Source organism: Lysinibacillus sp. NPDC096382 (genome assembly GCF_044762845.1).
Taxonomy (GTDB): domain Bacteria; phylum Bacillota; class Bacilli; order Bacillales_A; family Planococcaceae; genus Lysinibacillus.
In genome coordinates, this window is the sequence record NZ_JBIWFC010000019.1 from 58,508 (window position 1) to 72,602 (window position 14,095).

The following is a 14,095-nucleotide window of genomic DNA, read 5'->3' on the forward strand; positions in this document are numbered from 1 at the left end:
TTATTTGCTATAAAAAAGGGTGGTACCATGGAAAGTCTTTTTCATCCCTACGTAAGGTAATTCTTTGCGTGTGGAGAAAAAGGCTTTTTATTTTTTTTAGGACGTTAAAAGAGTCTGTCATCTCTTTTCAAGGAGATAGCCAGTTTGTAATACTTCAATGATGCACATTACTGATGTGAAATTGAATGATAAGAAGGAGGCATATTTGATGAGTACGAATGTTTCTATCAATGAGAAAGAAGAATTAGCAACAACGGCAAAAGCTGAACAAACCTATCAAGCGAAAGATGGTGCTGACGTATTAGTGCAAGCACTGCATGAACAAGGTGTTGAAATTGTTTTTGGTTACCCAGGTGGAGCGGTACTACCAATCTATGATGCAATGTATAAAAATCCGATTCGTCATATTTTAACTAGACATGAACAAGGTGCAATCCATGCAGCGGAAGGTTATGCGCGTGTTTCAAATAAAACAGGTGTTGTTATTGCGACAAGCGGTCCTGGGGCAACAAACCTAGTAACTGGTATTGCTGATGCAATGATTGATTCCATCCCATTAGTTGTATTCACAGGTCAAGTTTCAACATCTGTGATTGGTACAGATGCTTTCCAAGAAGCGGACATTATGGGAATTACGACACCCATTACGAAACACAATTATCAGGTACAGGATGTTAATGATATCCCGCGTATTGTTAAAGAGGCTTTCCATATTGCCAGCACTGGTCGGAAGGGTCCTGTTGTAGTGGATTTCCCGAAAAACGTTTCTCAAATGTTATTTGATGTGGAGAATCCACCACAGGCTCCTGATGAAATCTATTTACCGGGTTATCAACCAACATACAAACCGAATTATTTACAAGTTCAAAAGGCCATTCAGGCGATTTCACTGGCCAAAAATCCAATCATTTTAGCTGGAGCGGGTGTCCTCTTTGCAGATGCTAAAGAAGAGTTAACAGCATTCGCTGAAAAATATCGAATTCCAGTAGCAAACACTCTATTAGGACTGGGTTCAATTCATGGAGAGCATGAATTATTCATAGGTATGGCAGGAATGCATGGAACTGCAACAGCGAACACAGCTATTACAAAATCAGATTTACTGTTGAATATCGGAGCTCGCTTTGATGACCGTTTAACTGGTAATTTAGCAACATTTGCTCCAAATGCAACAATTATACACATCGATATTGATCCAGCGGAAATTGGAAAAAACGTGCCGACAGATATTCCAATCGTTGCAGATGCCAAAGAAGCATTAAAAGCATTATTGAAAAAGGACTTTGATGGTCCTGATACAACTGAATGGCTAGCGTACTTAAATAACCATGCAAATGAATATCCATTATGGTACAGCAAGGAGCCAGGGGACAAAGAGATTTTACCGCAGGAAGCACTAGAGCTTGTGCATAAAATTACAGAAGGTGACGCAATTGTTACTACAGATGTTGGCCAGCATCAAATGTGGGCTGCACAATATTATCGCTTAAACAATGATCACGGATGGGTAACGTCTGGTGGACTTGGTACGATGGGCTTCGGCTTCCCAGCTGCAATTGGCGCCCAGTTTGCGAAACCAGACAAAAAAGTTGTTTCCATTGTAGGTGATGCAGGATTCCAAATGACTGCGCAAGAGCTTTCCATACTACAAGAATTCAACTTACCGGTAAAAGTAGTGATTTTAAATAATAGCTGTCTAGGAATGGTACGCCAATGGCAAGAAACATTTTATGAGGAGCGTTATTCATCTTCATTAATGCCGATCCAACCAGATTTTGTTAAATTAGCGGATGCATATGGTCTTAAAGGCTACCGAATAAACACAATCGATGAAGCGGAAAGTATTTTCCGTGAGGCACTACTTTCCGATGAGCCAGTTTTAATTGATTGTCGTGTAAAACAGAGCCAATGTGTTTACCCAATGGTAGCACCAGGCAAAGGCCTACATGAAATGATTGGGGTGAAAAAGAATTGAAACGAGTAATTACAGTAACAGTGATTAACCAAAGTGGTGTGTTAAATCGTGTAACAGGCTTACTTATGAAGCGTCAATTTAATATTGAATCAATCACAGTTGGTCATACAGAGCAACCAAACTTTTCGAAAATGACTTTTGTTGTAAACGTTGAGGATGAGCGTAAAATTGAACAGCTAGTGAAGCAATTATCGAAGCAAATTGATGTATTAAAGGTCAATGATATTACAGATAAATCAATCGTGCTACGCGAGTTAGCGCTTGTGAAGGTAATTTCACCACCAAACTTACGACTAGAAATGAATTCAATAGTGGAACCATTCCGTCCTCAAATTATTGATACAGCGAAAAACGTTGTCACATATCAAGTAGTAGGCGATCCAGATAAGATTGATGCCTTTATTGAACTAATTCGACCTTATGGTATTAAAGAATTAACGCGTACAGGGGCTACTGCATCTGTTCGTGAAACACAAAAAATCTCAAATACGCAGCTCTCTATTTTAAAATAGTTTGCATATAAAATTCACAGCTTTGGATGCATAGCCCTTGTTGGCTTACTTGCATCTGAGGTTGAAAAAAACAAACCCAAAATTAGGAGGAAAAAACAATGGCTACTATGTACTATGAACAAAACATCAACGAGGAAGTATTAAAAGGAAAGAAAATCGCAATCATCGGTTATGGTTCACAAGGTCATGCACATGCATTAAACCTTAAAGAATCAGGATTCGATGTAGTTGTAGGAGTTCGTCCAGGCGGATCATTCGATGCAGCAAAAGCGGATGGAATAGATGTAAAGACTGTTGCGGAAGCAGCGCAAGAAGCAGATGTTATCCAGATTTTACTTCCAGATGAGCGCCAAAAAGCGGTATATGAGGCTGAAATTGCTCCACATCTTGAAGCGGGTAAAGCACTTATGTTTGCACACGGCTTTAACATTCATTTCGGTCAAATTACACCACCAGCAGATGTAGACGTATTCTTAGTTGCTCCGAAAGGTCCAGGACACTTAGTTCGTCGTCAATTCCAAGAAGGTGCTGGTGTACCAGGTTTATTCGCAATTCATCAAGATGCAACTGGTCAAGCAAAAGATTTAGCTCTTGCATACGGTAAAGGAATCGGTGCAGCTCGTGGCGGTTTACTTGAAACAACATTCAAAGAAGAAACTGAAACTGATTTATTCGGTGAGCAAGCTGTACTTTGTGGCGGTGCTACACAATTAGTTAGAGCAGGATTTGAAACTTTAGTAGAAGCAGGCTACCAGCCAGAGCTAGCATACTTTGAAACACTTCACGAACTAAAATTAATTGTTGACCTTATGTTTGAGGGTGGTATGGCAACAATGCGTTACTCAGTATCAGATACAGCAGAGTGGGGCGACTATGTTGCAGGCCCGCGCATTATCGATGACTCAGTTAAAGCTCGTATGAAAGATGTATTAACGGATATCCAAGATGGTACATTCGCTCGCCGTTGGATTCAAGAAAATGAAAACGGTCGTCCAGAATATACAAAATTCAAAGAAGCTGGTGCAAACCACCAAATCGAAGAAGTTGGTGCTAAATTACGTGCTATGATGCCATTCATCAACGAAGGTAAAGAAAAGGTCGTAAGAGAAGTGGCTGCAAGTACGAAAAATTGATATTTTCGATACAACACTTCGCGACGGCGAACAATCTGCTGGTATTAATCTAAACACAGCAGAGAAGATTGAAATCGCCAAGCAACTGGAGCGCCTAGGAGTGACAATTATTGAAGCAGGTTTTCCTGCTTCGTCACCAGGTGACTTTGAGGCGGTAAATCGTATTGCAGAAACAGTGAAACACTCTATCGTAACAGGCTTAGCTCGTTGTGTACAAAAAGACATCGGCACAACGTGGGAAGCGATTCAAGTGGCCGAACAACCACACATTCATATTTTCCTAGCAACTTCCCCAATTCATATGGAATACACGAACGCTTCTTACTGAGGAACAAGTTCAAATAGAAGATGTTCCACTCTACGAATTAAAGATGGTACAGGTACAATATGGTACAGAAAATATACCAACAGCTACAGCGATTGTTTTTAACATCAGAAGGTTTAGAAAAGACAGTTGTGGCAACGGGTTCGGGCTCGGTAGAAGCTATTTTCAATACACTTGAGCAACTTGTTCAAGGAGATATTCATGTGGTTGATTATCGAGTTAAGTTGGTTGGTAAAGGACGAGATGCATTAGGCGAAGCTGTGATTAATATTCGATATGATGGTATGTCAACAACCGGACGAAATTCATCACAAGATGTTTTAGAAGCATCGGCAAAAGCTTATTTAAATGCCATCAACCGTCATTTAATCCAAGCAAGCCTTCGTACACAATCTGTAAGTTAATCAATGTCAGCAATTTTAATAGTAGTGAATAGAGTCAACATCATTCACATCCAAACGCAATGATTCCGATTACGTGTAGTCGTAATATTGATGACCTCACCTATAAATATAGGTGAGAGTCTTACTAAAATAGCGTAGTTCAACGCTATACAAAGAAAGGTGTTTTGACGATGGAGAAAAAAATTACAGTACTTCCTGGTGACGGAATAGGGCCAGAGGTTGTTGCTTCTGCTGTACGTGTATTGCAGGTGATTGGTAAGCGATTCAACCATACATTCCATTTAAGTTATGCAACAATCGGAGGCGCTGCCATCGACCAACACAATAATCCACTACCAGATGAAACAATTGAGATGTGTGAAAATAGTGACGCAGTTATACTAGGAGCCGTTGGTGGTCCGAAGTGGGATAATAATCCACCGGAATTACGTCCAGAAAAAGGATTATTACGCATTCGCAAACATTTCGACTTATTCGCAAATCTACGTCCAGTAAAGGCGTTCCCGAGTTTACTAGATGCTTCACCATTAAAGCGTGAAGTAGCCGAAAACGTCGATTTAATGATTGTACGTGAATTAACAGGCGGCGTATACTTCGGGGAACCACGTATGCGTACTGAGAATGGCGCGATAGATACAACTGTTTACTCAACTGCTGAAGTTGAACGTATCGTTGAAAATGCCTTTGAATTAGCACGTTTACGTGGAGGCAAATTATGCTCTGTTGATAAAGCGAATGTACTTGAAACAAGTCGTTTATGGCGCGAAGTTGTAGAAGCGAAGAAAAAAGAGTATCCAGATGTGCAAGTAGAGCACAATTTAGTAGACTCAGTTGCTATGAAATTAATTACAAATCCTAGTTATTATGATGTGGTCGTTACTGAAAATATGTTTGGAGATATTTTAAGTGATGAAGCATCTGTTATTACAGGCTCTTTAGGCGTTCTACCATCTGCTTCTATTCGCGGAGATAATTTTGGTCTATATGAACCAGTACATGGCTCAGCACCAGAAATTGCAGGTCAAGGTGTAGCGAACCCTGCCGCAACCATTCTTTCAGTTGCCATGATGCTACAATATTCATTTGGCTTAAAAGAAGAGGCTTCAGAAATCGAACGTGCTGTAAGTGCAGTATTTGATGATGGCTATTTCACAGCAGATCTTGCACGTGATGGTAGTCGTATACTATCGACGAATGAATGGACAGATAAAGTCATTAACGAGATAGATACAAGCTTTGTTTCAGAAAGCATTATGACAACATACATTTAAAGAAATAGGTGAAGATAATGGGCAAAAATATAATTGAAAAGATTTGGGATAAACATGTCGTTTATCAGGAAGAGGGCAAACCGGACCTGTTATATATTGATCTCCATTTAATTCATGAAGTAACTTCTCCACAAGCCTTTGAAGGTCTACGATTGAACGGACGTCAAGTACGTCGCCCAGATTTAAGCTTTGCAACAATGGATCATAACGTACCTACAAAAAATCTACCAACGATTCATGATTCGATTGCACGTAACCAAATCGAAACGTTAGCTAAAAATGCTGAAGAATTTGGCGTTGAACTTGCAGGAATGGGGCATCCTGACCAAGGGATTGTTCACGTGATTGGACCAGAGCTAGGTTTAACGCAGCCTGGTAAAACGATTGTCTGTGGTGACTCCCATACGTCTACACATGGTGCGTTCGGAGCGATTGCTTTCGGTATTGGAACATCTGAGGTAGAACATGTATTGTCAACACAAACTCTATGGCAAAACAAGCCGAAAACAATGGAAATTCGTGTAGAAGGTGAGCTTCCGGTAGGTGTAGCTGCCAAAGATATAATTTTAGCGATTATTTCGAAATTCGGTATCGGTGTCGGCACAGGACATATTGTGGAATTCACTGGAGAGGCTATCCATAAGCTTTCTATGGAAGAACGGATGACAATTTGTAATATGTCAATTGAAGCGGGTGCAAAGGCAGGACTAATTTCTCCTGACCAAACGACTGTTGACTATATTCGTGGTCGCAAACATGCACCACAAGGAGACAAGTTTGAGGAAGTAGCAGATTATTGGGTAAGCTTAGCGTCCGATGAAGATGCAACATATGATACAGTTCGTATTATACAAGCAGAAGAAATTGAGCCAATCATAACTTGGGGAACGAATCCGTCAATGGGTTCAGGTGTTTCAAGTAATGTACCAACACAGTCAGAGTATGAGGATGAGTCAGATAAAGTTGCTCTTCGCAAAGCACTTGCCTACATGGGCTTAGAGGAAGGTCAACCATTAACTTCAATCGATATTCAACACGTATTTATCGGTTCTTGCACAAACTCACGCATCAGTGATTTACGTGCAGCTGCAAATGTCATCGAAGGGCGTAAAGTACATGAAAATGTAACAGCGCTCGTTGTGCCAGGCTCCTATTCGACGAAAAAACAAGCAGAAGCAGAAGGATTAGATAAAATCTTTACAGATGCTGGCTTTGAATGGCGTGAGACAGGTTGCTCAATGTGTCTGGCAATGAATGATGATGTAGTACCAGCGGGTGAACGCTGTGCATCAACATCAAATCGTAACTTTGAAGGACGCCAAGGAGCTGGTTCTCGTACACACTTAGTATCACCTCCAATGGCAGCAGCTGCAGCAATTGCTGGTCACTTTGTGGATGTACGTGAATTCGTAAAGGAAACTGTGTAAATGCCATTTACACGGAAGGGATGATTGCAAATGGAACCAATTAATATCGTAAATAGTGTAATAACACCACTCGATCGTAAAAATGTCGATACAGACCAAATTATTTCAAAAGAGTTTTTAAAGCGTATTGAACGTACAGGTTTTGGTCAGTATTTATTTTACCATTGGCGCTTTGATGGAGAGGGCAATGAAATTAAGGACTTTGTATTAAACAAACCCGAATATAAAAACTCTAAAATTTTAGTAGCTCAAGATAACTTCGGCTGTGGATCATCTCGTGAACATGCACCGTGGGCTATCTTAGACTATGGCTTCAATGTAGTAATTGCACCATCATTCGCAGATATTTTCCATAATAACTGCTTCAAAAATGGGATCTTACCCATCAAACTAACTGCAGCAGAGTGTGATGAAATTTTAGCTAAAGGCTTAGAAAATCCATACACGATGGAAGTCAATCTCGAAGCACAAACAGTAACGGGTGAAGACGGTGTAATTTATAAATTTAGCATCGATCCTTACTATAAAGAAACATTGCTGAATGGTTGGGATGAAATTGCGCTAACCTTCAAATACGAAGAACATATTGCTGCTTACGAAGCAGAACGTGTTGCTTTTTAATTGATGGAGCCGATGAGCTTTTGACTGAAGACATACTAGTTGTCTTCAGTTTTTTTATTGCTGAGAAAAGGAATAATAATTCGAAGGATAAACATTAAGAAGCAAAGAAAATATATTTCCCCGCCAGTTCCAATAATCTTGTGTATATATTTCGAAAATTAAATATTCAAATGTTTATTTTTAGTATAATTACACAACAAATTGATTTAATATTTTGATAAAATATAAATAGAGGTGGGGCAATTGAATGTTAGCTTTACTAGAAATATAGGTCAGTTAATTAAACAACAACGAAAAAAACAGCAGATTAAACAAGATGATTTAGCAATTGGCATATGTACATCTTCGTATTTGAGTCGTATTGAAAACGGTCTCGTGATTGCTGATAAAGCAATTTATGAATTATTGCTACAACGATTAAATATTGATTTGCATCAACATACAGAAAATCAAGAACAGTTAAATGAACAGTTGGAGATAATTTGGGAGAAAATCATTCGTCATCGACCATTAACTTCAAAAGAATGTGAAAAGATTATTGCATATTCTAAAACTGATTATATAGATGAAATACAACTTAAATATGCAATTGTTCATTGTCGTTATTTACTTTTTGACAACAAAATGATGGAAGCTGAAAAGCTTTTAGAAAAAATTATGCCGTTTATTCAATGGGAATCTAATCGCATCACGCAAATGCACATTTTAACAATCAGTAATTATTATTTACTAACTGAAAAATATGCAGAATTAATCAACATGAATCAACAGTTCGATATAGAGCAATATTATAAAAATGGAAAAAGCTTCGAGCATGCCTATTGTTTATATAATTTAGCGTTTGCTTATAACCGAGAATATCAAAATCAGGAAGCATTAAATTATATTGACGCAGCGAATAATGTATTTACACATTATTACGTACCCTTATTTCAATTGAATTTATATTTAATGAAAGCAGTTATTTTAAATTCGCTTTATCAATTTGAAAAAGCTATTAAAGAATATGAGGCAAGTTTAGATTTAGTTGAACATGTTGTAGATTTACAAACACCCAATCAAATGAGTTCTATTTATAATAATTTAGGCTATTGCTATGAATGCCAGGAATTATTTGAACAAGCCATCGAGAATTATGAAAAATCCTTAATCTTTGAATGTCAGTCACTTACTGTTGTAAATTATATTCGAACTTTATATCGTCATAAAAACCTTGAAAAAATGGAACAAATGATTAAACGTTTTAAAGATTTATCTTTTCAAAAGAAGCATGAAGAACTCCAATTTGAAGTACTTAGTTTTATCTCTAGCGAGAAAATTGAACAATTGTCATTAAAAGCATTAGAAGAAAAAACATTATGTTATTTTGAACAACAAAAATATTATTCTTTAATTTTATTTTATGCACCATTATTTGCAGAGCTTTATAAAACGCTTCTTACATATAAACAAGCAAGTAATTGTTATGAAAGAGCATTTATGGCAAGTGAAAAGGTTCGTATAATAATGAGTAGTTAACATGAGGGGGGAACTATCATGAAAATCCTTCGAAAGTACAGTTTGTTAATTGGGGGCTTAGGTTTTTCTAATTTAGGGAACTGGATTTACCTTGTTGCGCTAAATTTATTAATATGGCATTTAACGCAATCGCCGGCAGCGATGGCTGGAATCTTTATTGTCGGACCAATAGCAAGAGTTTTAACAAGTTTGGTAGCTGGCTCTTTCATTGATCGTATGAATAAACGCAAGTTGATGATTGCAACTGATATTATACGAGGTTTCATAGTTTTTTGTATGCCGTTTATGGAATCTATTTGGCTCATCTATATGCTGTTATTTTTAGCGAATATAGCGAGTAGTTTCTTTGGACCGAGTAGTACATATTATATTACAAAGCTAGTTCCCTCAGAAGATAGACAACGATTCAATGCAATACTTGGCACGTTCAATTCAGGCTCGTTTTTAGTAGGTCCAGCACTTGCAGGACTCCTCATTATGCTTTTTAATACAACAATTACGATTTGGTTAAACAGTTTTACATTTTTTGTTTGTGCTTTAATCATATACATATTACCTGATGTAGATGATGTGAAGGAAACTTCACTGCAACGTATTACTTGGCAAATACTAAAAAGTGACTATCTAGCGGTGATAGCTTTCATTCGACAAAATTCATTATTTATAACGATTTATTTACTGTTTCAAAGTACATTAATGATTGCATTTGCGCTTGATTCTCAGGAAACAACATTTATAAAGCAAGATTTGGCTTTATCCGATAGCTTATATGGAGTCTTTGTGGGTAGTGCAGGAGCCGGAGCAATTTTAGGTGGAATGGTTGCTGCAAGCTTCGCCAAAAAATGGTCCACTCGGTCATATATGGCTTTTGGCTTGTTGCTAACAATGCTGTTTTATACAGCTTTTTATGCCTCGACATCGAGTATTTTGGCATTTGTAAGTTTTGTTTTTTTAGGCTTTTTTATGGCATTTAGTAATACTGGTTATGAAACGTTTTATCAGCAAAATGTACTACCTGAAATGATGGGGAGATTTGGTAGTATTTCTAGTGTTTTTCAAAATATTTTACAAATCTCCTTTACTTTACTATTAGGTCTGTTTGCAGAATTATTTACACTTCAAATGACGGCAATTATTTTCGGTATTATAAGTATTTTATTGTCGCTCTCATTATATTTTGTACTATATTCCCCGAAAAACTACATCGGGTTAAAGGAGGAGGTATCATGATTAGCTATAAGGTTCATTGTATTTTTTGTAAGAAAATATTTGAAGTTGTAGAAGGCACAAGGAAATATAAACTATATAAAGAAAATATGGACGGGAAGTTTTCCTGTGAAGATTGTGATAGGAAAATTGAATTAGAGGCAAGGAAAGGTTTATTGGGAAAACTTTAACCTCTTTTAGCGAGTGTTTATTATACCGAAAGCGACAGGTATAGAAGTCTCCCACCTTTATAGGTGGTGAGATGAATGCGGATTCCAAACGTCCGCTGAAATAGAGGAACTCAGTCGAAGAACGCCACGTCCTGTGGCAATGACTGAGTGACCACCATCCTGTTGCTGCCGCTACGTTGCACTGCGCTTTCGCACAAAAAAATCTGTTGGCCCAAAGCCTCCGGCGGATGTCACGGAAATCGGAAAGGAGTTCTTTGTGCGAGGACAAAGCCGATTCCGGACGCAATTATGTCGAGGTATAACTAATATAGGGTGGTGAAAAACTGCATTGCAGAACATTGAGTAAGAAGATCAGTACCCCATAATTTTCAAATGTAAATGGCCTGTCTTTCTACTGTTTTCTCAGTTAAAATGGAAAAATAAGATGGAAGGTAGGTCAAAAGATGATTACAGTTATAGGTAGCATAAATATGGATTTAGTTGTACAAATGGGGGTTTTTCCAAAGCAAGGTGAAACGATCCTTGGTAAAGATTTTCAAACGATTCCAGGAGGAAAAGGGGCTAATCAGGCAATTGCTGCAGCACGTCTAGGAAGTGAAGTCACAATGATAGGCTGCGTAGGCTTCGATAGTTTTGGCGAAACATTGCGCAATGTTTTACAGCAAGAGCATGTTCAAACTGAAGCTATTACAAGCGTATCGGCACCTACGGGGATTGCTAATATTTTAATCTACAATAATGATAACCGTATCATAGTAGTACCAGGGGCAAATTATGAGTTAATGCCTGCGCATATAGAGGCAGCGAAAGAAATCATTCAAAAAAGTCAAATGGTAATTATGCAGCTAGAAATCCCAACGGAAACGACCGCTTATGCAATAAAACTTTGTAAAGAAGCGAATGTACCTGTTTTATTAAATCCTGCACCAGCGGCTAATTTTGATGTGCAATGGATGGAGGATATTGCCTATATCACACCAAATGAAACGGAGTGTGCCGAAATTTTTGGAGATGATGTTGAACAAATATTAGAAAAGTATCCTAATAAAATGATTATTACGCTAGGTAGTGATGGCGCACGCTATTTTGATGGTGAATATCCTATTCATGTTCCGGGCTATTTGACGAAAACAGTAGATACAACAGGTGCAGGTGATACGTTTAACGGTGCACTCGCTTATGCTTTAGTAGAAGGGCAATCATTGGATCAGGCAGTGTATTTTGCAAATATTGCAGCTTCATTATCAGTGGAGAAATTCGGTGCACAAGGTGGAATGCCAACACTTGGAGCGGTTTACTCACGTATGGCTGGAATGGAAGAATGAAGGAAAGACTAACTCTCTTACGAAATTATAATAATAATTTTTATTTCTTTTAGTCTGAATGAATAATAGTATCTGAGATAACCTGTTTTAAAACATAAGATTTATTACCTATTTGTGACGTTTGCATTTAAGTATATTGTCCTTTTTTGTCGTTATTTCTTAGTACTATATATTAATAAATGAATATTTTCATTTATAATAACTTTAGATACATACGAAAAGAGGTTTTGGGGATGACAAATATTGGTAATGTTCCGATCGAATATACAGCCTCAGCGAATAATATTTTGCCACAGCTTGTTGACCATTTGCGCCAATTACATGGCATTATTGTACAAAATACTTATGTAAAAGATACAGCTAAACATTTAAATCGTATCATTCAAGATGCTAACAACGAAACGATGATTCTTATTGTTGGGAAAGAGCGTGTTGGAAAAACAACACTTGTAAATGGACTTTTAGGACGTCAAGTTTTGCCTGTTAGTGATCAGCATCCAACAGGGGTAAATACATTTTTGCGATACGGTGAACATGAAGAAATAAAGGCTTATTTTTTAGATGGCGTTGTAGCAATATTTGATATGAGCAAGCTAGAATTATTGACAACTAGCGATACTTTTGCATCTCAAATACTACGAGAACATTTAGATTACTTAGAAGTATATTTGAAAAACGATTTATTAAAATCAGTAACAATTATTGATTCTGTTTCATTGGAAGCTGGGGGAGGAGAAATAGCCTACTTCCCAGAGGCATTGATGAACCGTGTTGACGAAATCTTTTGGGTATTACGCTCAGGTTCGATGGCTATTTATCCTGAAATATTATTGATGGAAACGCTAAAAAACAAAGGTGTTGAGCCTCTTTGTGTAATCAATGCCATAGATTCAAATGACAATACGCAGGCGTTTATTAATGCTGAGAGAGAACGAATTGGGTATTTAATAAGTGATTTTGTTGCTATCTCTGCAAGAGAAGCGATTGAAGCTAAACAGACTAAGAGTGATGAGCTTTGGGAGAAAAGTCAGTATGAGCAATTAATTTCAGAAATTCATCGAGTTGCAGAAAATAGTGATAAGAAAACGTATGGCATTTTAATTCGCTTCTTGCAATGGCTTGAACGATTCCGCTTCGAATTAACTGTTATTCCACAAAGAGATCCATTCCAATCTGCAGTTGAGAACATTGAAAAGTATGCAGGCGATACACAATACGAATTTTCACGCTATCAACGTGATTTAGCGATTGTAACTGAATATGAGCAAGAATACGAGCAGGTTGCCAACGTATTTGAAAATGTTCAAACATTATACCAACTTTTACAAACCATTTCACAAAATGATTATTTTCAAGATGAAATTGTGGAAAGCTTTACAGAAAAGGCTGTTTTTTATCAACAAATGTTACGGGAATACCGTAATATGCATAGCGATTATATACGTGAATATGATCGATTGGACGCTCAGCATAAAAAAATTCATGGAAAAGGTCTTATGAAAGCTATTTTTGGTCAGCATACACAAAATGGATTTTTCAAGGAACGTGTCAACAAGTTAAATGAGCAGCAAGTTGTTTGTATTGCACAATATGAAAAAGTGCAAGAAGCGGAGGCAACGATGCTTCAGTCCATTTATTCAATACAAAGTTATCTTATGGAGTTAACGAAAAAACGTTTGGAACGCATTGAGCAAAAAGTGCAAGAGCTAAATCACCAACGTTCAAAAGAAAAGCGCCAATTAAAGTTATACGCAAATAAATTAAATGAATTTTCTTGTTTAATTGAGGCGCAGGGCTATATTAAAGAAAATATTCAACCATTTTTAATGGACGAACAAATGCCGTTAAAAGAAAAAGATATTTTAATGCTAAAAGAAACGATTAACAGTATTATAAGCATTGACCTGACAAATAATGGGCTACTTGCACGTAGTCAAATGAACAATAAAATGGAGAGCATTGCAATTCCTTTCGATGTTCAGAAAAAATATCCATTACATACGTTAGCTTTAACAGAAGTAGATGTAAAATCAAACGATATACCAGAAATACCGAAAAAATTAGATATTCAATATGAAGAATAAATGTTAAAAGAAAATGTTCTAAAATTAATTTATAATTTTAGAACATTTTTTATGTATTTCCGGTTTTTTACAAATGGATTAATTGGCTAAAATTGGAACTAAA

12 protein-coding genes and 1 pseudogene are annotated in these 14,095 nt (G+C 37.2%); all 13 read left to right on the top strand.

Translation table 11 applies throughout. From position 1 onward, the window contains the following. Window positions 1-208: 208 nt before the first annotated feature. The 13 genes and pseudogenes from ilvB to ACIQZA_RS20805 all read left to right on the top strand — a co-directional run bounded on the left by ilvB (window position 209) and on the right by ACIQZA_RS20805 (window position 13,992). Window positions 209-1,975 (top strand): biosynthetic-type acetolactate synthase large subunit, encoded by a 1,767-nt coding sequence (gene ilvB, locus ACIQZA_RS20750; RefSeq protein WP_400934551.1) that lies wholly within the window; start codon window positions 209-211, stop codon window positions 1,973-1,975. Continuing rightward, window positions 1,972-2,487, top strand: a complete 516-nt coding sequence (gene ilvN / locus ACIQZA_RS20755) for an acetolactate synthase small subunit (protein ID WP_049664470.1) — start codon at window positions 1,972-1,974, stop codon at window positions 2,485-2,487. Before ilvB ends, ilvN begins: the two co-directional genes overlap by 4 nt. A gap of 98 nt (window positions 2,488-2,585) precedes the next feature. Beyond that, complete coding sequence (gene ilvC / locus ACIQZA_RS20760; RefSeq protein ID WP_400934553.1) at window positions 2,586-3,620, top strand: ketol-acid reductoisomerase; 1,035 nt, start codon at window positions 2,586-2,588, stop codon at window positions 3,618-3,620. Next, a pseudogene (locus tag ACIQZA_RS25580) lies at window positions 3,601-3,924 on the top strand (2-isopropylmalate synthase); the annotation flags it as partial. The gene ilvC and the pseudogene ACIQZA_RS25580, both read left to right, overlap by 20 nt. An 83-nt stretch (window positions 3,925-4,007) precedes the next feature. Beyond that, entirely contained in the window at window positions 4,008-4,349 is a 342-nt protein-coding gene (locus tag ACIQZA_RS25585; protein ID WP_427495567.1) for an alpha-isopropylmalate synthase regulatory domain-containing protein, read from the top strand. Window positions 4,350-4,519: 170 nt separating this feature from the next. Continuing rightward, the gene (gene leuB / locus ACIQZA_RS20770) at window positions 4,520-5,620 is read left to right on the top strand and encodes a 3-isopropylmalate dehydrogenase (RefSeq protein ID WP_400934555.1); all 1,101 of its coding nucleotides are present in this window, start codon (window positions 4,520-4,522) and stop codon (window positions 5,618-5,620) included. 17 nt (window positions 5,621-5,637) lie between these two features. After that, complete coding sequence (gene leuC, locus ACIQZA_RS20775) at window positions 5,638-7,047, top strand: 3-isopropylmalate dehydratase large subunit (RefSeq protein ID WP_400934557.1); 1,410 nt, start codon at window positions 5,638-5,640, stop codon at window positions 7,045-7,047. A gap of 30 nt (window positions 7,048-7,077) precedes the next feature. After that, window positions 7,078-7,668: a 3-isopropylmalate dehydratase small subunit gene (leuD, locus tag ACIQZA_RS20780; RefSeq protein ID WP_402883643.1), complete on the top strand. Its 591-nt coding sequence runs from the start codon at window positions 7,078-7,080 to the stop codon at window positions 7,666-7,668. Between the two features lie 243 nt (window positions 7,669-7,911). After that, on the top strand, window positions 7,912-9,186 hold the full coding sequence (locus tag ACIQZA_RS20785) for a tetratricopeptide repeat protein (RefSeq protein WP_402883641.1): 1,275 nt from the start codon (window positions 7,912-7,914) through the stop codon (window positions 9,184-9,186). 18 nt (window positions 9,187-9,204) lie between these two features. Next, window positions 9,205-10,416: an MFS transporter gene (locus ACIQZA_RS20790; RefSeq protein WP_402883639.1), complete on the top strand. Its 1,212-nt coding sequence runs from the start codon at window positions 9,205-9,207 to the stop codon at window positions 10,414-10,416. After that, the gene (locus ACIQZA_RS20795) at window positions 10,413-10,583 is read left to right on the top strand and encodes a hypothetical protein (RefSeq protein WP_185903359.1); all 171 of its coding nucleotides are present in this window, start codon (window positions 10,413-10,415) and stop codon (window positions 10,581-10,583) included. Before ACIQZA_RS20790 ends, ACIQZA_RS20795 begins: the two co-directional genes overlap by 4 nt. 443 nt (window positions 10,584-11,026) lie before the next feature. Continuing rightward, window positions 11,027-11,908 (top strand): ribokinase, encoded by an 882-nt coding sequence (gene rbsK / locus ACIQZA_RS20800; RefSeq protein WP_402883638.1) that lies wholly within the window; start codon window positions 11,027-11,029, stop codon window positions 11,906-11,908. A gap of 233 nt (window positions 11,909-12,141) precedes the next feature. Continuing rightward, window positions 12,142-13,992, top strand: coding sequence for a dynamin family protein (locus ACIQZA_RS20805; protein ID WP_400934564.1), 1,851 nt, complete (start codon window positions 12,142-12,144; stop codon window positions 13,990-13,992). The last annotated feature ends 103 nt before the right edge of the window (window positions 13,993-14,095 follow it).

Coding starts and splice junctions, on each gene's coding strand:
- ilvB (WP_400934551.1), top strand. CDS start 209: ATGAGTACGAATGTTTCTATCAATGAGAAAGAAGAATTAGCAACAACG.
- ACIQZA_RS20790 (WP_402883639.1), top strand. CDS start 9,205: ATGAAAATCCTTCGAAAGTACAGTTTGTTAATTGGGGGCTTAGGTTTT.
- ilvC (WP_400934553.1), top strand. CDS start 2,586: ATGGCTACTATGTACTATGAACAAAACATCAACGAGGAAGTATTAAAA.
- leuD (WP_402883643.1), top strand. CDS start 7,078: ATGGAACCAATTAATATCGTAAATAGTGTAATAACACCACTCGATCGT.
- ACIQZA_RS20805 (WP_400934564.1), top strand. CDS start 12,142: ATGACAAATATTGGTAATGTTCCGATCGAATATACAGCCTCAGCGAAT.
- leuB (WP_400934555.1), top strand. CDS start 4,520: ATGGAGAAAAAAATTACAGTACTTCCTGGTGACGGAATAGGGCCAGAG.
- leuC (WP_400934557.1), top strand. CDS start 5,638: ATGGGCAAAAATATAATTGAAAAGATTTGGGATAAACATGTCGTTTAT.
- ACIQZA_RS25585 (WP_427495567.1), top strand. CDS start 4,008: ATGGTACAGAAAATATACCAACAGCTACAGCGATTGTTTTTAACATCA.
- rbsK (WP_402883638.1), top strand. CDS start 11,027: ATGATTACAGTTATAGGTAGCATAAATATGGATTTAGTTGTACAAATG.
- ACIQZA_RS20795 (WP_185903359.1), top strand. CDS start 10,413: ATGATTAGCTATAAGGTTCATTGTATTTTTTGTAAGAAAATATTTGAA.